The sequence below is a fragment of the Methylobacterium sp. AC433 genome, from assembly GCF_979253015.1.
This window is the reverse complement of the sequence record NZ_CEEDBN010000025.1, coordinates 1-26,008: the sequence shown is the minus strand read 5'-3', so window position 1 is coordinate 26,008 and position 26,008 is coordinate 1. Positions and strand designations below refer to the sequence as shown.

Here is a 26,008-nt window from a genome sequence, read left to right as displayed (position 1 = left end):
GGCAGCGGTCGATCCGATCAGTGGCAGCCGCAGCCGCTGCCGCAGCTTCCGCCCGTGTCGCTCGGGGGCGCGGCCGGCTTCGCGCTCCGGCGCACGGGATCGCGGCTCATGCCCCGATCCTCCAGCTCGGACAGGTAGGTCGCCCAGCGGTTCCGGTACTCGCGCCCGAGATCGTAGAGGTAGCCCCAGCCGAAGAGACCGGTATCGTGCATGTCGTCGAAGGTCAACTTGACCGCGTAGTTGCCGATCGGTTCAACCTTGAGGATCGCCACGTCGCGCTTGCCGCCCACCACCTTGCGCTCGGAGGGCGAGTGGCCCTGCACCTCGGCCGAGGGGCTCGAGACCCGGAGGTACTCCGCCGGCAGGGCGAAGCGGCCGCCATCCTCGAAGGCGACGTTGAGGGTGCGCTTGTCGCCCGAGAGGCGGATCTCGGTGGGCCAGCGCTCGGGAGCGGCCGGGGCCGCGTGCGGATCGACAGCCTGTTGAGTCATGATGGCTTCCTTCCGGCCGCGTCGGCCGCCGGCCGTTACACGGATTGCCTTGCACAACGCTTGGCACAGCGCTTGGCATGCATGGCGCCTGCGACCTACGCAAACTTGCCCGCGACCACGCGAGACCTCATATGACGTGCCATGTTAGGTTCGTCACGCGACCGCGCCAACGTTTCCTCACCCCAACAGAGCACAGAATCCCGCATGTGGGGTCCCCGCGCCACCGACGATGCCGTCCCGGTCGCTCCCGCGCCGCTGATCGACCCGTTCCAGCGGGCGATTACCTACCTGCGCATCTCGGTCACCGATCGCTGCGACCTGCGTTGCGTCTACTGCATGTCCGACGACATGCAGTTTCTGCCCAAGCGCGATCTGCTCTCCCTCGAAGAACTGGACCGGCTCTGCGCCGTCTTCATCCAGCGCGGCGTGAAGAAGCTGCGCATCACCGGCGGGGAGCCGCTGGTCCGCCGCGACATCATGCACCTGTTCCGGCGCCTGTCCCGTCACCTCGACACGGGAGCCCTCGAAGAGCTGACGATGACCACGAACGGCACGCAGCTCGGCCGCTTCGCGCCGGAACTCGCCGAACTCGGCGTGCGCCGCGTCAACGTCTCCCTCGACACCCTCGACCCGGACAAGTTCCGCGCGGTGACCCGCCGGGGCGACCTCAAGGTCGTGCTCGACGGGATCGAGACGGCGCGGAAAGCCGGCCTCAAGGTCAAGATCAACGCGGTGGCGCTGAAGGGCGTCAACGAGGACGAGATCGCCGACATGATCGCCTGGGCGCACGGCGACGGCATGGACATGACCCTGATCGAGGTCATGCCGCTCGGCGAGATCGAGGGCGACCGCACCGACCAGTTCCTGCCCCTCTCGGTCGCCCGCGCCCGGCTCGAGCAGCGCTACACGCTGACCCCCCTGCCCGACCGCACCGGCGGCCCGGCGCGCTACGTGCGCATCGCCGAGACCGGCGGACGCCTCGGCTTCATCACGCCGCTGACCCATAATTTCTGCGAGAGCTGCAACCGGGTGCGCCTCACCTGCACCGGCAAGCTCTACATGTGCCTCGGCCAGGAGGACGCCGCGGATCTGCGCGCGGCGCTCCGCGCCTCACCCGACGACGCCCTGGTGACCCAGGCGGTGATCGACGCCATCGCCCGCAAGCCCAAGGGCCACGACTTCGTCATCGAGCGGGCGCGGCCCGCCGCCGTGCCGCGCCACATGAGCGTCACCGGCGGATAAGTCTCCGCATCGGTTTGACGCTCGCGAGCATCGCTCCTAGACCCCGCTCGTATTCAGGATACGAGCGGAGATGATGATGGCGAAGGTCGCGTTTCTGGGCCTCGGCGTGATGGGCGGCCCGATGGCCCGCCACCTCGCCGCCAAGGGCCACGAGGTCACCGTCTACAACCGCACCACGGCCAAGGCGGAAGCCTGGGTCGCGGCCCATGGCGGCGCCTTCGCGGCCACGCCGCGCGAGGCGGCCAAGGGCCAGGAGATCGTCTTCGCCTGCGTCGGCAACGACGACGACCTGCGCAGCGTCACCCTGGGCGGCGACGGCGCCTTCGCCGGCATGGAGACGGGCGCGGTCTTCGTCGACCACACCACCGCCTCGGCCGAGGTCGCCCGCGAACTCGCCGACGCCGCGAAGGCCGCCGGCCTCGGCTTCATCGACGCCCCCGTCTCCGGCGGACAGGCGGGCGCCGAGAACGCGGCGCTGACCGTGATGTGCGGCGGCGAGGCCGAGACCTACGCGAGGGTCGAGCCCGCCATCCTGTGCTTTGCCCGCGCCAGCCGCCTGATGGGTCCGGCGGGCTCCGGCCAGCTGACCAAGATGGTCAACCAGATCGCGATCGCGGGCCTGGTCCAGGGCCTGTCGGAGGCGGTGCACTTCGCCAAGCGGGCGAACCTCGACGTCGAGGCCGTGCTGGAGGTGATCTCCAAGGGCGCCGCCGGCTCCTGGCAGATGGAGAACCGCGGCAAGACTATGAACGCGGGCACGTTCGACTTCGGCTTCGCCGTGGACTGGATGCGCAAGGATCTCGGCATCCTGCTGGCCGAGGCCCGGCGCAACGGCGCCCAGCTGCCCGTCACCGCCCTCGTCGACCAGTTCTACGCCGACGTGCAGGGCATGGGCGGCAGCCGCTGGGACACCTCGTCCCTCATCGCCCGGCTGGAGAAGTGACATCGGAGCTCGATGAGCCTGGCTCGTCGAGCTCTGCCCGCGCGACGGCGCGGCGGCGGCCGTCCGCCGGACCTCGGGGAGACTGACCTATGGGGCAGGCTCCCTGAGGCTTGATATCAGCGCCGCGCCCGCCCGCCCGAGGGCCTCCTCGGGCGGCGTCCAGAGCCAGTCCGTCCCCATCTGGTGCCGGAACCAGGTGAACTGACGCTTGGCGTAGCGCCGCGTGTCGCCCTGCCCGCGCCGGATCGCCTCCGTCCGGGAGAGAGCCCCGTCGAGATGGGCGATCAGGCTCGGCACCCCGTGGGCGCGCATGATCGGCAGCAGCGGGTCGAGGCGCCGGTCGCGCAGGGCCTCGACCTCGCCCAGCGCCCCGTCCGCGATCATCGCCTCGAACCGCGCGTCGATCGCCCGGCGCAGGGCCTCGCGCTCGGGCGCCAGGAACAGCTTGAGGAGCGGCAGGCCCGCGAGGGGGCCGGGCGTGCGGGCGCCGTGGAAATCCGCGATCGGACGGCCGGTGGCGGCGAACACCTCGAGGGCGCGCATCACCCGCGCCCGGTCGCTGGGGCGCAGGCTCTCGGCCCCGGCCGGGTCGAGCGCGGCCAGATCGGCGTGGAGGTCCTCCGTCGCCCGGCCCTCGGCGCGCAGGCGCAGGGCCGAGCGGACCTCGTCCGGCACCGGCGGCAGCTCCGACAGACCCTCCTCCAGCGCCCGGAAATACAGGCCGGTGCCCCCGACGAGGATCGGCAGGCGGCCCGCCTCGCGTAACGTCCGGATCAGCGGCTCCGCCTCGCGGGCGAAGTGCCCGGCCGAGTAGTTCACCGCGCCGTCGACATGGCCGTAGAGGCGGTGGGGCGCGAGCCCCTCCTCGGCCGCGCTCGGCCGGGCGGAGAGTCGGCGCAGATCGGCATAGACCTGCATCGAGTCGGTGTTGATCACCACGCCCCCGAGGTCGCGCGCCAGCGCCAGGGCCAGACCCGACTTGCCCGAGGCGGTCGGCCCTGCGATGAGGATCGCCGCCGGCAGGGTATGCGCGTGCGCGCGTTGCGTGACCGGCGGCACTGCGTGGAAAGCTCCCGGATGACCCTCGTCGCGATCCTGATAGCAAACGAGAGCCGCCCCGCCATCACCGATGCGGTCCTGGCCGAGACCCGCGCGGTGATGCGCTCGGAGCACCAGCCCCGCATCCTGCACGGGGAGGTCGCCGCCGAGGTCCTGGTGCCGGGCGCGGCGGCGGATGCGCCGGCGCTCACGCGCCGCCTGCGCGCCGCCCTGGCCTCCGAGCCGATCGACGTCGCGGTCCTCGGCGCCGGTCCGCACCGGCGCAAGCGCCTGTTCCTGGCCGACATGGACTCGACCATGATCGAGCAGGAATGCATCGACGAACTCGCCGACACGATCGGCCTGAAGGACCACGTCGCCGAGATCACCGAGCGGGCGATGCGGGGCGAGATCGCCTTCGGCCCGGCCCTGCGCGAGCGCGTCGCCCTCCTGCGCGACGTCCCAATGGACAAGATCGACGCGCTGATCGCCGAGCGCATCACCCTGACGCCGGGCGGGCGCACCCTGGTGCAGACCATGAAGGCGCACGGCACCCATACCTGCCTGATCTCGGGCGGCTTCACCCTGTTCACCGGCCCGGTCTCGGCCCGGATCGGATTCGACGAGGCCCACGCCACCACCCTCGGAATCCGAGACGGCCACCTCACCGGCGAGGTCGTCGAGCCCATCGTCGACAAGGAGACCAAGCGCGCGACCCTGATCGCCCTGCGCAGCCGCTTCGGCCTCGATCCCCCCGAGACCCTGGCGGTGGGCGACGGCGCCAACGACCTCGACATGATCGGCGAGGCCGGCCTCGGCGTCGCCTTCCGGGCCAAGCCCAAGGTCGCGGCCGCCGCGCAGGTCCGGATCGACCACGGCGACCTGACGGCCCTGCTTTACCTGCAGGGCTATGCCTCGGCCGAATTCGTGGGCTGAGCGCAGCCGTCAGACGGGGGCGCTGCAGGCGAGCCCGGAGCCGAAGGGGCGCGCCAGCGGCGTGCAATCCAGAGCCGCCGATTCTGCAAGACCTTGCGCCACCTGTGTTTCTGGATCCCGGGCTCCGCCGCGCGGCCCCGGGATGACGGGGAGCGACGGGACATGCTTCGGCCGGTAATCGGCCGGCCGCGAATCGGAGCAGCCCCACCCACCAAAACAAAACCGCCGCCCTCTCGGGCGGCGGCTGGATGTGTCCGAATGGCGTCTGGGGATCAGTCGATCCCGAGGGCCACGAAGCGGACGTCGCCGGAGGCGCTGGCGACCAAGAGCAGGACCGACTTGCGGCCGTCCTTCTTGAGCTGATCGATCCGCTTGCTGACGTCGGCGGGCGCGTTGACCGCTTCCTGGCCGACCTCGACGATGACCTCCCCCGGCTTGATCTGCTTGTCGGCCGCCGTGGAATTGGGGTCGACGCGGGTGACGAGGACGCCCTTGAGGCCGTCCTTGAGGCTGTAGCGCTTGCGCGCCTCGTCGGTGATCCCCGAGAGGTTGAGGCCGAGCACCTGGCGCACGGCGCTCTCGGCCTCCGGCTGCTTCACGCTGGCCAGGGTCGGCTTCTCGGTGTCCTCGAGACGGCCGAGGGTGACGGACTTGGTGGTCTCGGCCCCCTTGCGGATGACGAGCACGTCCACCGTCTTGCCGACGGGCGTCGAGGCGACGATCCGCGGCAGGTCGCTCGACGACTTCACGGCCGTGCCGTTGAACTTGACGATGACGTCGCCGATCTCGAGACCGGCGGCCTTGGCCGGACCCTTCTCGTCGACGCCCGCCACCAGGGCGCCCTTGACGCCGTCCTTCATGTCGAGGGCCTCGGCGGTGGTCTCGTCGACGTTCTGGATGCGCACGCCGAGCCAGCCGCGGCGGACCTCGCCGAACTCGCGCAGCTGGTCGATGACCTGCGAGGCGTTGTTCGACGGCACCGCGAAGCCGATGCCGACCGAACCGCCGGTGGGCGAGAGGATCGCGGTGTTGATGCCGATCACTTCGCCGTTCATGTTGAACAGCGGGCCGCCGGAATTGCCCTTGTTGATGGCCGCATCCGTCTGGATGTAGTTGTCGTAGGGACCGGACTCGATGTTGCGGCCCCGCGCCGAGACGATGCCGGCCGAGACCGAGCCGCCGAGGCCGAACGGGTTTCCGATGGCGATGACCCAGTCGCCCGGACGCATCTTCTCGGAATCACCGAACGGGACGGCCTTCAGGGGCTTGCCGGCTTCCGGCTTCACCCGCAGCACCGCGAGATCGATCTTGGCATCCTTGCCGATGATCTCGGCCTTCAGCTTGGTGCCGTTGTGCAGGATGACCTGAATGTCGTTGGCGTCGCCGATGACGTGGTTGTTCGTCACCACGATGCCGGAGGCGTCGATGATGAAGCCGGACCCGAGGGAGTTGGATTTGCGCTGCTGTGGGCGCGGGCGGTCGGCCTCGCTGCGGTCGCCGCCGCCGCGCTGGCCGCGCTTGTTGAAGAACTCCTCGAACAGGTCCTCGAAGGGCGTGCCCTGCGGAAGCGGCGAGCCGGAACGGGCGTTGGGGCGGGCCTCGACGGTGGTCGAGGCCGAGATGTTCACCACCGCGTCGGTGACCTGGTCGGCGAGGTCGGCGAGGGATTCCGGCCCCTTGGCGAAGGCCGGTGCCGGAAGGCCGGCCACGGCGACGGACGTCGCCAGCGCCGCGGCGGCGAGGGCGGAGCGCAGGCTGCGCTGGAGCGCTCGGGAACGGGGCGCCCGGACGGCGCTCGCAACGGGAACCATGGTCGACCTCATCTGTGTCAGGACGGTCTTAGATCGTCCGCGCCGGTCCCCGATCAAGAGTCCGGCGGCGAACCAGGGTCCGCCGCCGGCACGGGATCGCGTTCCGTCAGCGGGTACTGCCCGTCGTGCCGGGCTCGGCCGGCGCCCGCGTGCGGGCGGCCGGGCTGGTCGGGGTCCGGCCCTGGGGATCGCTGAAGTAGCGGAAGAAGTCCGATGACGGGCTGATCACCAGCCGGGTGTCGGAGCCCTTCAGCCCGGTCTCGTAGGCCTGCATCGAACGGTAGAAGCTGAAGAAGTCCGCATCCTTGCCGTAGGCTTCCGCCAGGATCCGGTTCTTGTCGGCGTCGCCCTGGCCGCGCAGGGTCTCGGCCGTCTGGTTGGCCTCGGAGAGCACCACCGTCACGTCGCGGTCGGCCTTGGCCTTGATCGTGACCGCGATCTGCTCGCCGTTGGCGCGGATGTCGGCCGCCTCGCGCTGGCGCTCCGTCGTCATGCGCTTGTAGACCGCGGAGCTGTTCTGGGCCGGCAGATCGACGCGGGTCATGCGCAGGTCGACGATCTCGACGCCGAGTTCCTTCGCCTGCCGGTTCACGTCGGCCTGGATCTGGTTCATCAGCTCGGCGCGCTGCGTCCGCACGATGGCGTCACGGGTCGAGCGGGCGAGCAGGTTGCGCAGGGCCGAGTTGGTGAAGCTCGCCAGCAGGGTGTTGGCGCGAGCGATGTTGTTGGCCGACTGGTAGAACTTCAGCGGATCGATGATCCGGTAGCGCGCGAAGGCGTCCACTTCGAGGTTCTGGCGGTCGGTGGTCAGCAGGGTCTGCACCGGCAGGTCGAGATCGAGCACGCGCTTGTCGAACACGACCACGTTCTCGATGAAGGGGACCTTGAAGTAGAGACCGGGCTTGTCGGTGCCGGTCTGGTTCAGGACGGCGCGGACGCCGCCGAAGCGGAGCACCAGGGCCTGCTGCATCTGGCCGACGGTGAAGACCGAGGCGTAGAGGCCGACGACGATCGCGGCGGCCGCGATCATCAGGCCGGTGCGGAGGGCTTGGTTGTTCATCGGGCCACTCCACCGGCAGCGTTGCGGGGACCGAATTCGGTGAGCGGCAGCACCGGCAGCACGCCGGCGGCGCTGGCGCCCGCGCCCGTACCGGAGCCGTTCTGATCGATGATCACCTTGTTGACCGAGCCCAGGACCCGCTCCATCGTTTCGAGGAAGATGCGCTCGCGGCTGATCACCGGCGCGACCTTGTAGGAATCGTAGACCTGGCTGAAGCGCGCGGCCTGACCGGTCGCCTCCGCGGTCGCCTGGGTCTTGTAGGCCTCCGCCGCCTGGACGATCCGCTGGGCCTCGCCTCGGGCCTGCGGCACCTTCTGGCTCTCGTAGGTGCGCGCATCGTTCTTGGCGCGCTCGGCGTCCTGCTGCGCCGCGTTCACGTCGAAGAAGGCGGGGCGCACCTCCGGCGGGGGCTGCACGCTGACGAGCTGGACGAGCTCGATGCGGACGCCCGCGCCGTACTCGTCGAGGGCCTTCTGGGTGATCTCGCGGACCTCCTGGGCGACGCTCGACTGCTCGTTGGTGAGGATCGGCTGGATGTTGCGGCGGCCGACCACCTCGCGCATCGCGCTCTCGGCGATGGCCTTGATCGTGCCCTCGGGATTCTCGAGGTTGAAGACGTAGTCGGAGGCCTTCAGCGGGTTGACGCGCCACTGCACCTCGAAGTCGAGGTCGACGATGTTCTCGTCGCCCGTGAGCATCAGACTCTCCTCGGGCTTGTCGACGGTCCGGGTCTGGTTGCCGAGGCCGGCGCGGTAGCCGATCTGCACGCTGTTGACCTGGCCGACATTCGGCTTGAGCACGGCGCCGATCGGGGCCGGGAAGTTGTAGTTCAGGCCCTGGCCGGTGGTGCTGAGGTAGCGCCCGAAGATCGTCTCGATGCCGACCTGCTGCGGGGCCACGGTGTAGAAGCCGGTGGCGAGCCAGACGGCGACGACGATGCCGCCGGCGATCAGGAGGCCGCGGCCACCGCCGAAGGAGCCGCCCGGAAGCACGCCGCGCAGGCGGTCCTGGCTGCGCCGCAGGAGTTCCTCGAGGTCGGGCGGGGTCTTGCCGCCGCCGCCTCGGCCCCAGGGCCCTCCCCCGTTGCCGCTACCGCCGCCGCTCTGATTGCTCCAAGGCATGCTCGCCGATCTCTCCTGTTCCAGCAGCGTCTGCGCCGCGCACGAAGCCCACCCGCGCTCCCCGTCCCGGCCTCCGTCAGGAGGCGGGCCGGAACTCCCCCGCGTGGACAAGAGTGTTGATCTCGTCGTGACCCGACCCTGGCACCTGCGTGGGCGCGCGTGATCCTGTCAAGATTGCCACTTGGGCATCGGGTGCGGGAAAGACAACCGCAGCGGCCGCCATTGCGCAATGGGTCGCGGTGCCATGGTTTACGGTGCGCGCTCCAGATCGACGAAGCTGAAGGCGCAGGCGTCGTGCTCGCCGGGCGGGTGCGCCTCGCGGTGCGTCTCTCGGTAGCGGCTCCGGTCGAAGGGCGGGAACACGGTGTCGCCCTCGGGCGCCAGGTCGACCTCGGTGAGGTGGATGCGCTCGGCGTGGGGCAGCGCCAGGGCGTAGATCTCGCCGCCGCCGGCCACCATCAGCTCGTCGGCACCCTCGGCCGCCGCGAGGGCGCCGGCCCAGTCATGCGCCACCGCGACCTCGGGCACCGCGAACCCGGAATCGCGGGTGAGGACGATGGTGCGCCGGCCGGGCAGCGGCCGGCCGATCGACGCGAAGGTCTTGCGCCCCATCAGCAGGGGCTTGCCCATGGTCAGGGCCTTGAACCGGCGCAGGTCGCTGCGCAGGCGCCAGATCAGGTCGTTGTCGCGCCCGATGACGCCGTTGCGGGCGACCGCCGCGATGATCGTGACGCGGGGGGCCGGCATCAGACCGCCACCGGCGCACGGATCGCCGGATGGGGGGCATAGCCCTCCACCGCGATGTCCTCGAAGCGGAAGTCGAACAGCGAGGTCACGCCGGGATTGAGCACGAGGCGCGGCAGCGGCCGTTGGTCTCGCGTCAGCTGGAGGCGGGCCTGCTCCAGGTGGTTCACGTAGAGATGGGCGTCGCCCAGCGTGTGGACGAAATCGCCGGGCTTCAGCCCCGTCACCTGCGCGATCATCGCGGTGAGCAGGGCGTAGCTCGCGATGTTGAAGGGCACGCCGAGGAAGACGTCCGCCGAACGCTGGTAGAGCTGGCACGAGAGCCGTCCCTCGGCGACGTAGAACTGGAACAGGCAGTGGCACGGCGCCAGCGCCATCCGGTCGAGGTCGGCCGGGTTCCAGGCCGAGACGATGAGGCGCCGGGAATCCGGGTTGCGCCGGATCTCGTCGAGGACCCAGGCGATCTGGTCGACGCTGCCGCCGTCGGGCTTGGCCCAGGAGCGCCACTGCCGCCCGTAGACCGGCCCGAGGTCGCCGTTCGCATCCGCCCACTCGTCCCAGATGCTGACGCCGTTGGCCTGGAGGGCGCGCACGTTGGTGTCGCCGGTGAGGAACCACAGGAGCTCGTGGATGATCGAGCGCAGGTGGAGCTGCTTCGTGGTGACGAGGGGGAAGCCCTCCGCGAGGTCGAAGCGCATCTGGTGCCCGAACACCGAGAGGGTGCCGGTGCCGGTCCGGTCGTCCTTGCGCACCCCGTCCTGCAGGATGCGTTCGAGTAGCTGGTGATAGGCGTGCATCGCGGCTCCCGGGCGGGCACCCGGAATACCCCGAAGCGCCGGGGCTGGCGAGGTGGCGGGCCGGGGCGTCAACAGGTCGTGCCGGCCGCGCTCAGCCCAGGGCCGGCCCGAGCACGTAGGCGATCATCGCGAGGTTGCTCCAGGCGTGCAGCACGATGCCCGGCCAGAGCCGGCCGCTGCGCCAGCGCACCCAGCCGAGGATCAACGCCAGGGGAATCAGCGAGACCGGCCGGGCGAAGCCCGCCGGCGTGAGGTGGGCGCCGGCGAACAGCAGCGCGGTCGCCAGGATCGCGCCCCGCGCCGCGAAGGTCTCCCGCGCCCGGGCGAACAGGGCGCCCCGCATCAGCAGTTCCTCGGCCACCGGCGCCAGCACGATCACGTAGGCGAACCACAGGGCCGCCGCCGCAGGGGTCAGTCCGGGCGACAGGGCGGTGTGCCGCCCGATGGGCATCCGGAACAGCTCGGCGCTGCCGGTCACCCAGGTGATGTGGAGCATCGGCCAGACCAGCAGGATCACGGCGAAGCGGCGCGCCGACAGGCCCGGGGCGCCGGGTCCCCAGGGCGGCGGCACCGGCGCCACCAGGGCCAGGGTCCGGCGCCAGGCCGCCCCGTCGCGCCAGCGCACGGCGCCGACCACCAGGAGGGCGAGGACGAGCTGGCGGACCACGTCCACGGCGAGCTCCCGCATGGCGAGCTGGCGCGGATGCAGGCGCGGCCGCTCGCCGCCGAGGACCGCGATGCCGTCGATCCAGTCGCCGCCGACCCGCACGATCACCAGGGCGAGGAGGGTCGCCACCGCCAGCGCCAGGAACGCCGCGAAGGCCAGTCCGACGAGCGCCGTCACGGCGCCGAGGCCGGTCCGGACCCGCGACGGACGGGGCGGGACGCGCGCCGGCCGCACGGCCTGCGGTCCGGGCACCGGCGCCCCATCATCGGGCTTCAAATGCTGCGGCACTCCCACTATAATCAAGGTGTTGGCCGACGGGCTCGGCGAGGGCGGGAATCCGGCGGCGCCGGGGCGAGGGTCGGGACCGGAACGGTAACCCGGTCGCGCCTCTCCGGACCACGGGCTTTTGGACGCAAGGGTCCGAGGCTCGACAGGCTTCGGGTTTTGGCGGAAGCTCGGTCCGCGACAGGGGTCTCGGCCGTTCAGGCAGGGTTCTGGGAGGGCCGGGCACCGGTACTCCCATTCGATTTTCATCCGACCCGGAGCGCCATCGCGGCGTGAGACGGCGGGCAGTGACCGGGCATAAGCGACCGCAGATGGCAGACGACCTGATCCGCTACGATCTCCTGGTGCAGGACGCCCTGCGCGGCGTGGTGCGCAAGGTGCTGACCGACGCGGCCCGCGAAGGGCTCGCGGGCGAGCACCACTTCTACGTCTCGTTCCGCACCGAGGCGCCGGGCGTGCGCATGTCGCAGCGCCTGCGCGAGAAGTATCCGCAGGACATGACGATCGTGCTCCAGCACCAGTTCTGGGACCTCGGCGTCACCGAGCACACCTTCGAGGTCGGCCTGTCCTTCTCCGGGGTGCCCGAGCGCCTGCTCGTGCCCTTCGACGCCCTGACCGGCTTCTTCGACCCGTCCGTCCAGTTCGGCCTGAAGTTCGATCTCAGCGAGGGCACGGAGGTGGTCGCCACCGAGGAGGAGGCCGAGGACGCGCCGACGCTCGGCGGCAAGACCCCGCCCCGCGGGGCCGCCTCGGAGCCGACCGAGATCAAGCCGAAGGGCACGGGCCTCGCCACCATCGGCGGTGCCGTCCCCAAGATCGGCACCGCACCGGCGCCCGCCGCCCAGGCCGCGAAGTCGGAGGACGGCTCGGAAGCCAAGCCTGCGGCCAAGAAGGCCGAGGACGGCAGCGAGACCAGCGCCGAGGTCGTCAGCCTCGACGCCTTCCGCAAGAAGAGCTGATCGACGAAGCGCCGATCGGGGCCGACGCCGGCCGACAGCACCGCGCCGTGATTCCGGGGCGGCGCAACGGCGTGCGATCCAGAGGCGCCGACAGGCTCAAGTCCTACGCAACCTGCGTGTCCGGATCCCGCGCTGCGCTGCGCGTCCCCGGGATGCCCCGGCGCCGCGCGCGGGTTCTGTCGACGCCGGCCTCCGCGCGTCGAGGCTCGCCCGACCATCCCGCCGCCGGCGACTCCCCACGGGCGCCCAGCCCTCACCCCCGCGGGTTCACCGTCATGTGCAGCCCGTGCTCCGGCCGCAGCGTCACGCGGTGAAGCGGGACCACCGGGGCGTGGTCGTCGGCCAGGGTGAAGCGGGCGGCGCGGGCGATGTGGGCCAGCACCACCACCGCCTCCTGCAGCGAGAAGCTCTGGCCGATGCAGACGCGCGGCCCGGCCCCGAACGGCAGGTAGCCGAAGCGCGGGATCGCGGCCCGGGCCTCGGGCAGGAAGCGCTCGGGCATGAAGGCGCCGGGCTCCTGCCACAGGGTCCTGTGGCGGTGGAGCACGTAGGGCGCCACCATCACCAGGGAGCCCTTGGGAATCTTGATCCGGCCGAGCCGGTCCTCGGCGATGGCCTGCCGGCTCAGGAACGGAACCGGCGGAAAGAGCCGCATGGTCTCCTCCATCACGGCCTTCGTGAAGGGCAGCGCGTCCGCGTCGAAATCCTGGCCCGCCGGCACGGCGTCCACCTCCGCCTCGATCCGCGCCCGGGCATCCGGGTCCTGCGACAGGCAGTAGAGCGCCCAGGTCAGGGCGTTGGCGGTGGTCTCGTGGCCGGCGGCGATGAAGGTGACGATGTTGGCCTTCACCTCGAGGTCGGTCAGGCCCTGTCCCGTCTCCGGGTCCTGCGCGTTGAGCAGGAGCGTCAGCAGGTCGGCCGGCGCGGAGCCCTGCGCGATCAGGGCGCGGCGGCGGTCGATCAGCTCGTCCACCACCTCGGCGAAGAAGCGGATGGCGGGGCGCGCCCGCAGGCGGCCGATGCGGGGCACGAAGCCCGGCACCCCGAACACGTCCAGGGGATCGATCGGCCCGACCGATTCGAGGAAGCGGGTGATCGCCCGGCCCAGGGCGTCGGGGTCGCTGGCGAGTCCGTGGGTGAAGATCGTCCGCTCCAGCACGTCGAGGGTGACGCGGGTCATCTCCAGGGCGACGTCGATGCGGGTGCCGTCGCGGCGCGCCAGCCGCCGGGCGATGCGGGCGCCGGCCGCGTTCATGGCTACGTTGAAGCCCAGCACGTGCCGGGCGGAGAAGATCGGCGCCAGGGTCCGGCGCTGCAGCTTCCACTCGTCGCCCTCGGCGGTGAGCAGCCCGTTGCCGAGGCCGGGGGCGAGGACGCGCCGCTGCAGGTCGTCCTTGCGGTAGTTGGCGGCGTTCTCGACGTAGAGGTACCGGATCAGGGCCGGGTCGCTCACCACGGTGACGCGCCCCAGGGCGCCGTCGGCGGCCACCACCGGCTTCTCGAAATGCACGTCGAGCCAGGTCGTCAGCGGGTTGGCGCGGGCCGCCTTCAGGAAGCCGAACAGGCCCGGCTGCTCGCGCAGGGGCTTCGGGACCGCCGGGCGGAAGCGGACCGGCACGGCAGGGTCGACACGGGCTTCGGCGAGGGCGGCGGCTCGCGACATCGAGGACAACTCCGGGACCCGGGGGTCGATCGAGAGGGGCTGACAGGGCATGACATTTCGGCGCCGGGCACACGGCCCGCTGGACATGCGCCATCGCGGTTTGGTTGCGTGCGGTTTAAGTAGGGTCCGATTTAGCCAGACGAAGAGGCCACGATGTCGCCCACCGAGACGCCCGCCACCCGCACCGAGTCCGACACCTTCGGCCCGATCGAGGTTCCGGCGCATCGCTACTGGGGCGCGCAGACGCAGCGCTCGATCCAGAACTTCAAGATCGGCACGGAGCGGATGCCGGCGCCGCTGGTCCACGCCCTCGGCATGGTCAAGCAGGCCGCCGCCCTGGTGAACCAGGATCTCGGCGCCCTCGACCCGAAGGTGGCCCAGGCCGTCGCGGCTTCCGCGGCCGAGGTGGTCTCCGGCGAGCACGACCAGGAATTTCCCCTGGTGGTCTGGCAGACGGGCTCGGGCACCCAGTCGAACATGAACGCCAACGAGGTGATCGCCAGCCTCGCCAACGAGTTGCTGGGCGGCAAGCGCGGCGGCAAGTCGCCCGTCCACCCCAACGACCACGTCAATCGCGGCCAGTCCTCCAACGACGTGTTCCCCACCGCGATGCACATCGCGGTCTCGCGCGAGATCAACGACCGTCTGCTGCCGGCCCTCCAGCACCTGCACGACGCGCTCCAGGCCAAGTCCGAGTCGTTCGCCTCCATCGTGAAGATCGGCCGCACCCACCTGCAGGACGCGACCCCGGTCTCGCTGGGCCAGGAGTTTTCGGGCTACGTCGCCCAGGTGGCGCTCGGCACCGAGCGCGTGAAGGCGACCCTGCCGGGCGTGCTGGCGCTCGCCCAGGGCGGTACGGCGGTGGGCACCGGCCTCAACGCGCATCCCGAATTCGCGGAGAAGTTCGCCGCCAAGGTCGCGGAATTGACGGGCCTGCCCTTCACCTCGGCCGCCAACAAGTTCGAGGCGCTGGCGACCCACGACGCCCTGGTCTTCACGCAGGGCGCCCTGACGGCCCTGGCCTCGGGCCTGTTCAAGATCGCCCAGGACATCCGCTTCCTCGGCTCGGGACCGCGCTCGGGCCTCGGCGAGCTTTCGCTGCCGGAGAACGAGCCGGGCTCGTCGATCATGCCGGGCAAGGTCAACCCGACCCAGTGCGAGGCCCTGACGATGGTCTGTGCCCAGGTGATCGGCAACGGCACCACCGTGAGCTTAGCCGGCAGCCAGGGCAACTTCGAGCTGAACGTGTTCAAGCCGGTGATCGCCAACGCGGTGCTGCAGTCGATCCGCATCCTCGCCGACGCGGCCGTCAGCTTCACCGACAATTGCGTCGTCGGCATCAAGGCCAACGAGGACAAGATCGCCGACCTGATGAGCCGCTCGCTCATGCTGGTGACCGCGCTCGCGCCCTCGATCGGCTACGACAAGGCCGCCGAGATCGCCAAGACCGCGCACAAGAACGGCACCACCCTCAAGGAGGAGGCCCTGCGCCTCGGCTACGTCACGGCCGAGGAGTTCGAGCGCGTGGTGCGCCCCGAGACGATGCTGGCGCCCAGCGCCGAGTGAGGGAGCCGACCGGCATGGCGGAGATCATCAACCTGCGCCAGGCCCGCAAGGCCAAGGGCCGTGACCTCAAGGAGGCGAAAGCGGCGGACAACCGCATCGCCTTCGGCCGCCCGAAGAAGGCCCGGACCCTGGCCGAGGCCAAGAAGGCCATCGAGGTCTCGCGCCACGAGGGCCACAAACTGGTGGGACCGGATTCGAAGGGGTGAGGGCGATGGCGGGCGCGCATTCCCCTCCCCCGTCTGCGGGAGAGGGCCGGGATCTGCGATGACCACCGGCGTCACCAAGCGCTCCGTGATGATCGCGGGCCACCGGACCAGCGTGTCCCTGGAGGACCCGTTCTGGGAGGCTCTGCGCGAGATCGCGGCGGCGCGCGGCCAGTCCGTCCAGGCCCTGATCGGCGCCATCGATGCCGGCCGGGAGGGCCAGAACCTCTCATCCGCCCTGCGGGTGTTCGTGCTGGCGAGCGTGCGCGCCCGGGCCTGACCGTCGCGACGGGATCGGACGGCGGATGTCCTGCAGGCTGTAGGAGGCCGGCGCGCCGAAGGTCCGGCGGAAGGCGTTGGCGAAATGCGCCTGGTCGGCGAACGCCGCCTCATGGGCGGCCCCGGTGAAGTTGGCGCCCCGCACGACGGCCTCAATGGCGCGGCGCATGCGCAGCCAGCCGCGATAGCGCCGGAACGGGACGCCCATGGTCGCACTGAACAGGTGCTGCATTCGAGACGACGACAGGGACGCCGCCGTGGCGAGCCGGCTCGCGCTCATCGCCACCTCCGGACGGGCGCGCAGATCGACGAGGATCTTGGCGATCCGGGGGTCGACAGGCCGATCGGCGCGCCGGGCCGCGAAGCCCGACAGGTCGGCGATGGCCGCACCGGCCCAGTCGCAGGCGTCGCCGCGCTCGAAGAGCGCCCGCAAGGCACCGATCTCCCCGCTCCTGCCGACGAGGGCGGTCCCCACCGAATCGGCCGGCCCCATCAGCCCGGCGAGGACCCGCGCACCCGCGTCAGGCTCGCAATAGAGGACGCCGATGGGATCGCCGCCGCATTCCAGCTCGTGGGGGAGCCCAGCCGGGATGAAGGCCGTCCGGCAGCTGATCCAGTCCCCCGGCGCGAACCGAACCCGGAAGGCTCCGTAGAGTCCGGCAAGGTAGACCGGAGCACCGTGCTGGTGGCTGGCATTGTAGGCGAGCGGCCCGGCGAAGAGCGTATGCGCGCCCTCCACATGCCAGATCGGGCTGGGCGACGCGCAGATCGGCGCAGCACGTTCGTTCAAGCTCGAACCCCTCTCGCCGCGATAGACCGCTGGCGACCGGTCCCGCGACCATCCTGACGGAACCGGGCCCCTCGGGAAACTCCCAGCGATGACCGAACTCACCCGCCGTCGTTTCACCGCGACCCTGGTTGCCGGCCTCGGCCTACCAAGGGCCGCGCTGGGGGGCATGCCGACGCAAGCCCTGCCCCCACCTTCCCTGCCCGACGGGCTGTACCAGGTCCGCCTCGGCGCCTTCACGGTGATCGCCCTGTGCGACGCCGACGCCGTCATCGACGGACCCTGGCCGATCGTGGGCGAGGACCGACCGAAGGCGGAGGTCGAGGCGCTGATGCGGGAGAACCATCTGCCGCCGGACCGCTTCAAGCCCGGCTTCACGCCGATCCTGGTCCGGACCGGCCGTGAGACCGTCCTGTTCGACACCGGAAACGGCGAGGTCGGCTTCATCCCGCGGCCGGCCGGCGGTCGGCTGGCGCAGCGCGTGCGGCAGGCCGGCCTCTCACCGGACGAGATCGACCTCGTGGTGCTGACCCATTGCCACACCGACCATATCGGCGGCCTCCTGGAGGCCGGCCGGCCATTGTTTCCCAGGGCGCAATATGTGCTGGGAGCGCAGGAATTCGCCTTCTGGAAGAACGACGACCGTCTCGCCGCTCCGCCGGACGGGAACGTTTACGCCTCGGCCCGCGTCTTCCGCAGCCACCTGCTGCCCCTCGCCGACCGCATCCGCTTCGTATCGCCGGGCCAGACGGTGGTGCCGGGCATCGACGCCGTGGCGGCCTTCGGCCACACGCCGGGGCACCTCGCCTTCCACCTGGAGAGCGAGGGGCAGCGTCTGCTGGTCTGGGGCGACTGCGCCCATCACGAGGTCGCTTCCCTGGCCCGGCCCGACTGGCACGCCCTGTTCGACATGGACAAGGCGGCCGGCGCCGCGACCCGGCGGACGATCTACGACATGGCCGCCACCGATCGCGTCCTCGTCGCCGGCTACCATACCGCCTTCCCGTCGCTGGGACACGTCGTCCGCGACGGACTCGGATACCACTGGCTCCCGATGGCGGACCGGCCCCGGCGCTGATGCGCCCCTACTCCGCCGCCAGCATCGTCCGCGCCGGCAGCCCCTCCAGGACCGCCGGCTTCGGGCCGCCCGTCGCCCAGTCCAGGAGCTCCGCCGTGTGGACGATCGGGATCGCGGTGCCCTTCCCGATCTGGGTGGCGCAGCCGATGTTGCCGGTGGCGATCACGTCGGGGCGCATCCGCTCGATGTTGGCCACCTTCCGCTCGCGCAGGCGGTTCGCGATCTCGGGCTGGAGGATGTTGTAGGTGCCGGCCGAGCCGCAGCAGATGTGCCCCTCGGGCACGTCCTTCACGGTGAAGCCCGCCGTTTTCAGGAGGTTCTTCGGCTCGGTGCGGATGCCCTGGCCGTGCTGCATCGAGCAGGCCGAGTGGTAGGCGACCACGAGGTCGGTCTCGACGATCGGCGGCATCAGGCCGATCGTGGCCATGTACTCGGTGACGTCCTTGGCGATGGCCGACACCCGCTTCGCCTTCTCCGCATAGGCCGGGTCCTCGCGGAACATGAAGCCGTAATCCTTGATCGTCGTACCGCAGCCGGAGGCGGTGACGAGAATCGCGTCGAGGCCGGCGCCGTCCATCTCGGCGATCCAGGCGTCAATGGTCCTTTGCGCCTGGGCATGCGACGAATCCGCCTTGCCCATGTGGTGGGTGAGCGCGCCGCAGCAGCCCTCCCCCCGAGCCTGGACCACCTCGACCCCGTGCCGGGTAAGGAGGCGGATCGCCGCCTCGTTGAAATCGGGACGCAGCACGCTCTGGGCGCAACCGCGCAGCAGGGCCACGCGACCTCGACGCGACGGTGCGGTATTCCCCTGCAACGCCGCGCTCGCTTCGAGGGCCCGCGTCTCGGCCGGGAAGGTGCCGGGCCGGTCGGTCGGGTTGCGGTTCGGCAGGTGGGCCGGCGCGAGGTCGAGCATGGCCGCGAGGCGATTTCCCACCCGCGGCAGGCGCGCCACCAGGGGCCGGAACGGAGCGCCGACCTTCGCGCCCAGAAGCGCCAGCCGGAAGCGGTTCGGGTAGGGCAGCACGAAGGCCAGCACGCTGCGGAGCAGCCGGTCGCTCAAGGGACGCCGATAGGTTTCCTCGATATGCGTCCGGGCATGGTCGACGAGGTGCATGTAATGCACCCCCGAGGGGCAAGTCGTCATGCAGGACAGGCACGAGAGGCAGCGGTCGACATGCTTGACCACCTCCGGCACCGCCGGCTTTCCACCTTCCAGCATGTCCTTGATCAGGTAGATCCGCCCGCGGGGGGAGTCGAGTTCATCGCCCAGGAGCAGGTAGGTCGGGCAGGTCGCGGTGCAGAACCCGCAATGGACGCAGGTCCGCAGGATCTTCTCGGACGCCGCCATGGCCGGGTCCGCAAGCTGCGTCAGGCTGAAATTGGTCTGCACGGCGTGTCCTCGGGTCCACCCTCGTGCCGTCCATCGGGTCCGGCCCGTGTCGGCATCGTCGTTCTTGGCGTCCTCTGTCTAGAGCGTCTCGTGCCGGTTGCCGAGCCTTGGTAATCGCTCCGAACAGCACCCCCGCCGCGACCTCGCCCCGCACAGGCCCCCTGCTCAGATGCCGGCGTACATTCGCCCCGGATTGAACAGGCCGTGGGGATCATGCGCCGCCTTGATCCCGGCGGTGATCCGCATCAAGGGCTCCGAGAGCGGCTCGAAGACCGGCACTGCGGCGCGGACGGCATCGGGCGCCCGCACCAGGGTGGCGTGTCCGCCCTCCGCCCGGACCGCCGCCCGGACCGCTTCCGCGCCGGCATCGCCGGCCGCATCGGTCGCGAGCCAGATCAGACCGCCGCCCCAATCGTAGAACCAGCGGGCCTCCCGCTGCGCGCCGATCGCGGCCGTGACGGCGGGGCCGCGGGTCGGCGCCGTGGAAATCCGCCAGATTGCGGCATCGCGCGGCGCGGCGAAGGCGGCAGCGTCGCGAATCCGCGCCCAGAGGTCGATCCCGGCCTCGCCCTCGACGATCTCGGGTCGGCCGAAGCGCTTGAGCAGGCGACGCAATTCGCCGAGCCGGTAATCGATCGACTCCGAAAAACCCTCGATCCGCATCAGCGTCCGAGCCGGCCCGCCGTCGATGCCGGCGGGCAGGTGCGCGGCCCCGGTGAGTTCGAAGGGCGAGCCGAGGGCCGCGCTCAGGGCCGCGACGGCGCGGACATCGTCGAGGTCCGGAAAGGCGAGGGTCGCGACCCGCTCCTGAACGGGTAGCACCTTGAAGGTCACTTCCGTCAGGAGGCCGAGGGTGCCCCAGGAGCCGGCCATCAGCTTCACCAGGTCGAGGCCGGTGACGTTCTTCATCACCCGGCCGCCCGATTTGATCGCCTCGCCGCGCCCGTTGATGAAGCGTACGCCGATCAGGCTGTCGCGGGCGGCGCCCGCATTGATCCGGCGCGGGCCGGAATTGTTGGCGGCCGCGACGGCACCGAAGGTCGGCTCGCCGGTACTCCCCAAGAGGGGACGATGGTCCATCGGCTCGAAGGGCAGCATCTGGCCGCGCGCGGCGAGCAGCGCCTGAACCTCGGCCAGGGGCGTGCCGGCACGGGCGGCGACGACCATCTCGGCCGGCTCGTAGAGGGTAATTCCGGTCAGACCGGCGCTGGAGAGGGTGGCCTCGTCCTGGGCCGGCCGGCCGATCCCGCTCTTGGTCGCACCGCCGACGAGGCGGAGCCGCTCGGGACTCGAAGCCGCCGCGCGGACGATCTCGGCCGCCGCGCCCTCGTCGTGAGGCTCATATGCACGCATCGTTTCCTGCCCGATCCGGGGTGCTCTGCGGCGCCCTCGATCCTGTTCCTAGGCGATCACCTTAGAGGAGCTTCGCCGCGATGGCATCCGGTGCGGACCGGCTATTCGGCGGGCGCCGCTTCCGCCGGAGGCCGGGCGAAGCGGGCTTCCACGTGCCCGCGCAGGCCCGCGATGTCGAAGAGCCAGACCAGCGCGCCGTAGATCACGATGCCGAGGGGCACACCGATCATCAGGGCCCGTGCCGGCTCGATGTGGCGCAGGGGCAGGAGGCAGAGCGCCATCGCCAAACAGGCGGTGCAGGCCGCCAGGATCTCCCACCATGGCAGGCGCAGGCGGTCGGGTCCGGTCAAGGCGCGCCAAGCGAGGAGCAGGGTGGCGGCGGCGAGCCCGAGGGTCTGGGCGATCGCGACGCCCTCGGGTCCGAGCCGGGGCGGCAGGATCCACAGGCCGAGCGCGTTGAGGCCGAGCCCGACCAGGGCGGCGGCGATCACCGGGCGGGTCCGGCGCCGGATCTGGAAGATCGGGTTGAGCGCGAAGTTCATCATCGCGAGGCAGAAGAAGCCCGGGACCATCAGCCCCGCATAGGCGGCGAAGGGGCCGCGATAGGCCTCCGGCACCACCAGGGCCTCGAGGGCCGGGAGGACCGCCCAGAACCCCACCGCGCAGGGCAGCAACAGCGCCACCACCACGCCGATGTTGAGCCCAACCTGGCGCTCGGCGGCCGCACGGCCCTCCTCCTCCTCGACCCGGACCGCGAGCTGGAACAGCAGCAGGTCGAGGGCGGTCCCGAGGGTGCCGATGCTCCGCGTCGTCACGTCGGCGGCGAGGGCGAAATAGCCGGCCTCGGCAAGCCCCGCATGGGCGGCGATGCTGCCCCGGTTCAGAAACGGCATCAGTTGATAGATCGCGTTGGCGGCGATGAGCGGCAGGCCGTAGGCGACGAAGAGGCGCCAAGCTTCGCGCAACTTCAGGCGTACCCGCGGGGCGACGGGATCGCGCAGCGGGCGGTGCAGCAGTAAGATGGCGAGGGCTTGGCTGACGCCCGCCGCCGTCAGCACCCAGACCGGCTGGGGAAAGAACCAGGCGGCGCCCGCCATCAGCACGAAGGCGAGGCCGTTCTTGACCGCCACGAGGTTGAAGTAGAGCCCGCCGTCGAAGCGGGCGCGGGCGAGCGCGGCATGGTAGTCGAACACCCCGATGCCGAGGGCGGCCACCGCCGCGCCCGCCGTGATCGCGAGGCGGCTCCCGGCACTGGGCTCGATCGTCAGCCCCAGGCCGGCGCAGATCACGGCCGCGGCGAAGAGCGCCAGCGCCAGGACCGCGTAGGCCCGGTCGAGGCCCTGCCGGATCCAGGGCTCGTCGAGGCGAACCCGGGCCGAGTAGAACCGCGTCGCCGAGAGGCGCAGCCACTCGAACAGGACGGTGTTGGCCACGATGGCGCCGGCCGTCGCGAGGGCGAACAGGCCGAAATCCGCAGGACCCAGCAGCTTGGCGATGAGAAGGCCGAGGATGAAGTTCAGGCCGGCATTGAGTACGAAGGCAGCGATCACGGCCATGGCGCGGACGGGTCATCCTCGAATGCCGGCTGATGGGGGCATCGCCGCGCAAGGCTCTAGCGCGCGCGGGCAAACATTCCGTCAACCGGTCACAACCAGCCCCGGATGCGGAAGAAAACGATCGGAATGATGGCGCTCACCAGGATGAGGCCGAGACCGTAGGGATAGCCGTAGGCCCAGTCCAGCTCGGGCATGTGTTTGAAGTTCATGCCGTACATGGAGGCGATCAGGGTCGGCGGGATGCCGACCACGGATGCCACGGTGAGCACGCGGAAGGTGTTGTTCTGCTCGATGCTGATCAGGCCGAGGGTCGCGTCGAGGAGGAACTGGACGTTCTCCGAGAGCCGGATCTCGAACTCGTCGAGGGAGGCGATGTCGCGCCGCACAGCCTCGAAGCGCGGGACCTGCTCCTCGCCGAGGATGTGCTCGCACTCGTTGGCCACGAAGGGCACGATCCGTTCGAGACCGAGGAGGCTCGAGCGGATCTTGCCGAGGGTCTTTCCGCGCCGCCCGATGCCGCGCAGGATCCGGCGCAGAGCCAGATCGCGACGGCGCGGCGTCTGGTTTCGGAGCTTGGTGTCTCCGGCGGGCGCACCGCTGCGGACATCGAAATCGAAGATCCGCGTCGAGAGCTCGTCGAGGTCGGCGCCCATGTCCTCCAGGGAATCCGCGAGGCTGTCGACGAGCTCCTCCATCAGGAGGAGGAAGATCTCGGTGGAGGTGGTGCCAGGCCCGTCGCCGGCGTCGATGCGCTTCTTCACCTCTGCGAAGGCGCGCAACTCGTGGAACCGCACGGTGACGAGGCGATCCCGGGTCAGCACGAATCCCAGGGGCTTCAGCTGCGTGTCGAGCTTGTCGAAGGTCACCATCGGCGTCGAGAGCGAGAAGCCGGTCTTCAGCCGCCGCAGCCGGCTCGAATTCTCGACCTCGCTCAGGGCTTTGCGCGATGGCACGCGGATGCCGGTGCAGGCCTCGACCCGCTCGGCCTCCTCGGCACTCGGATCATCCAGATCGATCCACACCACTTCCGACGGGTAGGCCGCCTGAGGCGCCTGCGCCTGAGGCTCCACCGCGCCCTGCGGACCATGAAGCTTGATCATCCGCGAAGGACTTTCCGTCGGCTTGTGGAATTGGGGGATGATCTTGTCGCCGGATCGTCGTCCGAGCCTGCGACAGTCTTGACTCGAACGGCGCCCGCGCCTAACTCGGCGCCATCGTTAGCACTCACCCGTGGCGAGTGCTAACGGCCTGGGTTGAGCGCGCTGCCGCGCCGCATCAACGCCATCCACGAATTTGAAGCAAGAGGGCAGCTCATGAAGTTCCGTCCGCTGCACGACCGTGTCGTCGTCCGCCGCATCGAAGGCGAAGAGAAGACCAAGGGCGGCATCATCATCCCGGATACCGCCAAGGAGAAGCCGCAAGAGGGCGAGATCGTCGCCGTCGGACCCGGCGCCCGTGACGAAGCCGGCCGCGTGAACCCGCTCGACGTCAAGGCCGGCGACCGCGTCCTGTTCGGCAAGTGGTCCGGCACCGAGGTCAAGATCGACGGTCAGGACCTCCTGATCATGAAGGAATCCGACATCATGGGCGTCGTCGCCTAAGTCGGTTTCGGTTCTCCTCCCTTTCACGAGCCCTTCGAGGGCGCCGTCCGGCGCCTCGGGGCCCATCACTGACAAGGATCTGACATGGCAGCGAAAGAAGTCCGCTTCGCCTCCGACGCCCGCGAGAAGATGCTCCGTGGCGTCGACATCCTCGCCGACGCGGTGAAGGTCACGCTCGGTCCCAAGGGCCGCAACGTCGTCATCGAGAAGTCCTTCGGCGCGCCGCGCATCACCAAGGACGGCGTCACCGTCGCCAAGGAGATCGAGCTCGCCGACAAGTTCGAGAACATGGGCGCCCAGATGGTGCGCGAAGTGGCCTCGAAGACCAACGACATCGCGGGTGACGGCACCACCACCGCCACCGTGCTCGCCCAGGCCATCGTCCGTGAAGGCGCCAAGTACGTCGCCGCCGGCATGAACCCGATGGACCTGAAGCGCGGCATCGACCTCGCGACGAAGGCTGCCGTCGAGGACATCACGAGCCGCGCCAAGAAGGTCGCATCGTCCGAGGAAGTCGCCCAGGTCGGCACCATCTCGGCCAATGGCGACAAGGAAATCGGCGAGATGATCGCCCACGCCATGCAGAAGGTCGGCAACGAGGGTGTCATCACCGTCGAAGAGGCCAAGACGGCCGAGACCGAGCTCGACGTCGTCGAGGGCATGCAGTTCGACCGCGGCTACCTCTCCCCGTACTTCATCACGAACGCGGAGAAGATGGTCGCCGAGCTCGAGGACCCCTACATCCTCATCCACGAGAAGAAGCTGTCGTCGCTCCAGGCGATGCTGCCGGTGCTCGAGGCCGTGGTGCAGACCGGCAAGCCGCTGGTGATCATCGCCGAGGACATCGAGGGTGAGGCGCTCGCCACGCTCGTCGTGAACAAGCTGCGCGGCGGCCTCAAGGTCGCGGCCGTCAAGGCTCCGGGCTTCGGCGATCGCCGCAAGGCCATGCTCGAGGACATCGCGATCCTGACCCAGGGTCAGATGATCGCCGAGGACCTCGGCATCAAGCTCGAGAACGTCACCCTCCCGATGCTCGGCCGCGCGAAGCGCATCCGCATCGAGAAGGAGACCACCACGATCATCGACGGTCTCGGCGAGAAGTCGGACATCGAGGCCCGCGTCGGTCAGATCAAGGCGCAGATCGAGGAGACCACCTCGGACTACGACCGTGAGAAGCTCCAGGAGCGCCTGGCCAAGCTCGCCGGCGGCGTCGCGGTCATCCGCGTCGGCGGCGCGACCGAGGTCGAGGTCAAGGAGAAGAAGGACCGCGTCGACGACGCGCTCAACGCCACCCGCGCTGCGGTGGAAGAGGGCATCGTCCCCGGCGGCGGCACCGCCCTACTCCGTGCCCGCGAGGCCGTCCGCGCCCTCAAGAGCGACAACCCGGACGTCCAGGCCGGCATCAAGATCGTGCTGAAGGCCCTCGAGGCCCCGATCCGGCAGATCGCCGCCAATTCCGGCGTCGAGGGCTCGATCGTGGTCGGCAAGATCACCGACAACACCTCCTCGATCACCTTCGGCTTCAACGCCCAGACCGAAGAGTATGTCGACATGATCCAGGCCGGCATCGTCGACCCGGCCAAGGTCGTGCGCACCGCCCTGCAGGACGCCGCCTCCATCGCCGGCCTCCTCGTCACCACCGAAGCCATGATCGCCGATGCTCCGAAGAAGGACAGCGGCGCCCCGGCGATGCCGGGCGGCGGCGGCATGGGCGGCATGGACTTCTAAGAAGTCCGAACCGCACCGGATCGGAATGGGGGTCGCCGCGAGGCGGCCCCTTTTTTCATCGGGGGCACCGCCACCGGCGCCCCGACGGTCGGGATTGCGGAAGGAGGCGTGTCAGCTGCCCTTCTTCTTGCCGCGCGCCGCCTTCGCCGTGGTCGCGCGCGATGCGGCCTTCCCGGTCCGATCGTGATCCTTTCGGTCCCAGGATGCGGTGAAGGCAGGGCTTCCGAGGGCACGCGTGATGCTCGGGTCCCCGGCAGGGGATCCGGACCGGCGCTGCGGAAGGGCCTTCGCCCTGACCGCAGGCTCGGCACCGCCGGCGAGATCCGCGAGGCGGCGTCGAAGCCAGTCGGCTTTGGCGAGCTTCGCTTCCGCGTGATGCCTGTCGAGGCGTCCGATCAGCGCCCGCGCCTCGGCCTCGGTCAGGCCGTCGACGATGAGGGCGTAGGTTTCGGTGCCCAGGCACTTGCACATCCGCCGCAAGCCATCGAGCGTCAGGTTCTTCGCCTTCAGTTGCTTCACCACCAGAGCGCGGACGGTCCTGGCAAGGTCAGCCCGAATATCCGGGAAGACCTCCGGTGAACGCGCGATCGCCCCGAGGGCAACGAAACCATCCACGTCAAGCGCCATCGAAGACCCCTTTATGGATGGCCCGCCCCTCACTGGGCTTCACTGCTAGGTTTGCAGTGTGGCTCACACGAGGGATGGAGCGG

25 protein-coding genes are annotated in these 26,008 nt (G+C 70.3%); 10 read left to right on the top strand and 15 right to left on the bottom strand.

All coding sequences use genetic code 11. The features are described from left to right. Nucleotides 1-17: 17 nt before the first annotated feature. Complete coding sequence (locus AC0IWM_RS22540) at nucleotides 18-491, bottom strand: gamma-butyrobetaine hydroxylase family protein (RefSeq protein WP_471758738.1); 474 nt, start codon at nucleotides 489-491, stop codon at nucleotides 18-20. 204 nt (nucleotides 492-695) lie between these two features. Between AC0IWM_RS22540 and moaA the strand changes: the two genes are divergently transcribed. Together moaA and AC0IWM_RS22530 are read left to right on the top strand one after the other, a co-directional pair. Next, the gene (moaA, locus tag AC0IWM_RS22535; protein ID WP_471758736.1) at nucleotides 696-1,733 is read left to right on the top strand and encodes a GTP 3',8-cyclase MoaA; all 1,038 of its coding nucleotides are present in this window, start codon (nucleotides 696-698) and stop codon (nucleotides 1,731-1,733) included. 76 nt (nucleotides 1,734-1,809) lie between these two features. After that, a complete protein-coding gene (locus AC0IWM_RS22530) occupies nucleotides 1,810-2,676 on the top strand; it encodes an NAD(P)-dependent oxidoreductase (RefSeq protein WP_471758762.1) in 867 nt (288 codons plus the stop codon). 87 nt (nucleotides 2,677-2,763) lie between these two features. Here the strand turns inward: AC0IWM_RS22530 and miaA are convergent, their stop codons facing one another. Then, nucleotides 2,764-3,735 (bottom strand): tRNA (adenosine(37)-N6)-dimethylallyltransferase MiaA, encoded by a 972-nt coding sequence (miaA, locus tag AC0IWM_RS22525; RefSeq protein WP_471758734.1) that lies wholly within the window; start codon nucleotides 3,733-3,735, stop codon nucleotides 2,764-2,766. An 18-nt stretch (nucleotides 3,736-3,753) separates the two neighbouring features. Here miaA and serB point away from each other — a divergent pair, with 18 nt between their 5' ends. Continuing rightward, on the top strand, nucleotides 3,754-4,650 hold the full coding sequence (serB, locus tag AC0IWM_RS22520; RefSeq protein ID WP_471758732.1) for a phosphoserine phosphatase SerB: 897 nt from the start codon (nucleotides 3,754-3,756) through the stop codon (nucleotides 4,648-4,650). A gap of 272 nt (nucleotides 4,651-4,922) precedes the next feature. Here the strand turns inward: serB and AC0IWM_RS22515 are convergent, their stop codons facing one another. From AC0IWM_RS22515 to AC0IWM_RS22490, 6 genes are all read right to left on the bottom strand, one after another. Then, nucleotides 4,923-6,461, bottom strand: coding sequence for a DegQ family serine endoprotease (locus AC0IWM_RS22515; protein ID WP_056467246.1), 1,539 nt, complete (start codon nucleotides 6,459-6,461; stop codon nucleotides 4,923-4,925). Nucleotides 6,462-6,567: 106 nt separating this feature from the next. Then, the gene (gene hflC / locus AC0IWM_RS22510) at nucleotides 6,568-7,521 is read right to left on the bottom strand and encodes a protease modulator HflC (RefSeq protein WP_471758730.1); all 954 of its coding nucleotides are present in this window, start codon (nucleotides 7,519-7,521) and stop codon (nucleotides 6,568-6,570) included. Further along, nucleotides 7,518-8,642, bottom strand: coding sequence for an FtsH protease activity modulator HflK (gene hflK / locus AC0IWM_RS22505; RefSeq protein ID WP_471758728.1), 1,125 nt, complete (start codon nucleotides 8,640-8,642; stop codon nucleotides 7,518-7,520). The genes hflC and hflK overlap by 4 nt, the downstream gene beginning before the upstream one ends. A 249-nt stretch (nucleotides 8,643-8,891) precedes the next feature. Next, nucleotides 8,892-9,389 carry a dihydrofolate reductase gene (locus tag AC0IWM_RS22500; RefSeq protein ID WP_471758726.1) on the bottom strand — a complete coding sequence of 166 codons (498 nt, stop codon included), beginning with the start codon at nucleotides 9,387-9,389 and terminating at the stop codon, nucleotides 8,892-8,894. Further along, the gene (locus AC0IWM_RS22495; RefSeq protein ID WP_471758724.1) at nucleotides 9,389-10,183 is read right to left on the bottom strand and encodes a thymidylate synthase; all 795 of its coding nucleotides are present in this window, start codon (nucleotides 10,181-10,183) and stop codon (nucleotides 9,389-9,391) included. The genes AC0IWM_RS22500 and AC0IWM_RS22495 overlap by 1 nt, the downstream gene beginning before the upstream one ends. 91 nt (nucleotides 10,184-10,274) lie before the next feature. Continuing rightward, complete coding sequence (locus AC0IWM_RS22490) at nucleotides 10,275-11,102, bottom strand: lysostaphin resistance A-like protein (protein WP_471758722.1); 828 nt, start codon at nucleotides 11,100-11,102, stop codon at nucleotides 10,275-10,277. Nucleotides 11,103-11,446: 344 nt separating this feature from the next. On the opposite strand from AC0IWM_RS22490, the gene AC0IWM_RS22485 reads away from it, so the two are divergent. Then, nucleotides 11,447-12,094: an SspB family protein gene (locus AC0IWM_RS22485; RefSeq protein ID WP_471758720.1), complete on the top strand. Its 648-nt coding sequence runs from the start codon at nucleotides 11,447-11,449 to the stop codon at nucleotides 12,092-12,094. 253 nt (nucleotides 12,095-12,347) lie between these two features. On the opposite strand, the gene AC0IWM_RS22480 is transcribed toward AC0IWM_RS22485, so the two are convergent. Continuing rightward, on the bottom strand, nucleotides 12,348-13,757 hold the full coding sequence (locus AC0IWM_RS22480) for a cytochrome P450 (protein ID WP_471758718.1): 1,410 nt from the start codon (nucleotides 13,755-13,757) through the stop codon (nucleotides 12,348-12,350). A 153-nt stretch (nucleotides 13,758-13,910) separates the two neighbouring features. On the opposite strand from AC0IWM_RS22480, the gene fumC reads away from it, so the two are divergent. Genes fumC through AC0IWM_RS22465 form a run of 3 tightly spaced genes read left to right on the top strand, consistent with a single transcriptional unit; the run spans nucleotide 13,911 to nucleotide 15,806 of the window. Then, entirely contained in the window at nucleotides 13,911-15,323 is a 1,413-nt protein-coding gene (gene fumC / locus AC0IWM_RS22475) for a class II fumarate hydratase (protein ID WP_471758716.1), read from the top strand. A gap of 14 nt (nucleotides 15,324-15,337) precedes the next feature. After that, a complete protein-coding gene (locus tag AC0IWM_RS22470) occupies nucleotides 15,338-15,529 on the top strand; it encodes a DUF4169 family protein (protein ID WP_471758714.1) in 192 nt (63 codons plus the stop codon). Nucleotides 15,530-15,587: 58 nt separating this feature from the next. Further along, on the top strand, nucleotides 15,588-15,806 hold the full coding sequence (locus AC0IWM_RS22465) for a ribbon-helix-helix domain-containing protein (protein WP_471758712.1): 219 nt from the start codon (nucleotides 15,588-15,590) through the stop codon (nucleotides 15,804-15,806). Here the strand turns inward: AC0IWM_RS22465 and AC0IWM_RS22460 are convergent. After that, nucleotides 15,756-16,595 carry a helix-turn-helix domain-containing protein gene (locus AC0IWM_RS22460; protein WP_471758710.1) on the bottom strand — a complete coding sequence of 280 codons (840 nt, stop codon included), beginning with the start codon at nucleotides 16,593-16,595 and terminating at the stop codon, nucleotides 15,756-15,758. The two genes, AC0IWM_RS22465 and AC0IWM_RS22460, sit on opposite strands and share 51 nt — an antisense overlap. 88 nt (nucleotides 16,596-16,683) lie before the next feature. Here AC0IWM_RS22460 and AC0IWM_RS22455 point away from each other — a divergent pair, with 88 nt between their 5' ends. Beyond that, nucleotides 16,684-17,670, top strand: a complete 987-nt coding sequence (locus AC0IWM_RS22455; protein ID WP_471758708.1) for an MBL fold metallo-hydrolase — start codon at nucleotides 16,684-16,686, stop codon at nucleotides 17,668-17,670. Between the two features lie 7 nt (nucleotides 17,671-17,677). Here AC0IWM_RS22455 and AC0IWM_RS22450 read toward each other — a convergent pair whose 3' ends face one another. From AC0IWM_RS22450 to AC0IWM_RS22435, 4 genes are all read right to left on the bottom strand, one after another. Continuing rightward, a complete protein-coding gene (locus AC0IWM_RS22450) occupies nucleotides 17,678-19,060 on the bottom strand; it encodes a heterodisulfide reductase-related iron-sulfur binding cluster (protein WP_471758706.1) in 1,383 nt (460 codons plus the stop codon). Between the two features lie 165 nt (nucleotides 19,061-19,225). Beyond that, nucleotides 19,226-20,413, bottom strand: a complete 1,188-nt coding sequence (glcE, locus tag AC0IWM_RS22445) for a glycolate oxidase subunit GlcE (RefSeq protein ID WP_471758704.1) — start codon at nucleotides 20,411-20,413, stop codon at nucleotides 19,226-19,228. A gap of 101 nt (nucleotides 20,414-20,514) precedes the next feature. Beyond that, nucleotides 20,515-21,969, bottom strand: a complete 1,455-nt coding sequence (locus AC0IWM_RS22440; RefSeq protein WP_471758702.1) for a lipopolysaccharide biosynthesis protein — start codon at nucleotides 21,967-21,969, stop codon at nucleotides 20,515-20,517. An 89-nt stretch (nucleotides 21,970-22,058) separates the two neighbouring features. Then, on the bottom strand, nucleotides 22,059-23,069 hold the full coding sequence (locus AC0IWM_RS22435) for a magnesium transporter CorA family protein (protein ID WP_471758700.1): 1,011 nt from the start codon (nucleotides 23,067-23,069) through the stop codon (nucleotides 22,059-22,061). A gap of 213 nt (nucleotides 23,070-23,282) precedes the next feature. Between AC0IWM_RS22435 and groES the strand changes: the two genes are divergently transcribed. Continuing rightward, nucleotides 23,283-23,570, top strand: a complete 288-nt coding sequence (gene groES / locus AC0IWM_RS22430; RefSeq protein WP_018042554.1) for a co-chaperone GroES — start codon at nucleotides 23,283-23,285, stop codon at nucleotides 23,568-23,570. 84 nt (nucleotides 23,571-23,654) lie between these two features. Then, nucleotides 23,655-25,298 (top strand): chaperonin GroEL, encoded by a 1,644-nt coding sequence (gene groL, locus AC0IWM_RS22425; RefSeq protein ID WP_056467192.1) that lies wholly within the window; start codon nucleotides 23,655-23,657, stop codon nucleotides 25,296-25,298. 111 nt (nucleotides 25,299-25,409) lie between these two features. Here the strand turns inward: groL and AC0IWM_RS22420 are convergent, their stop codons facing one another. Next, nucleotides 25,410-25,925, bottom strand: coding sequence for a hypothetical protein (locus AC0IWM_RS22420; protein WP_471758698.1), 516 nt, complete (start codon nucleotides 25,923-25,925; stop codon nucleotides 25,410-25,412). Between the last annotated feature and the right edge of the window lie 83 nt (nucleotides 25,926-26,008).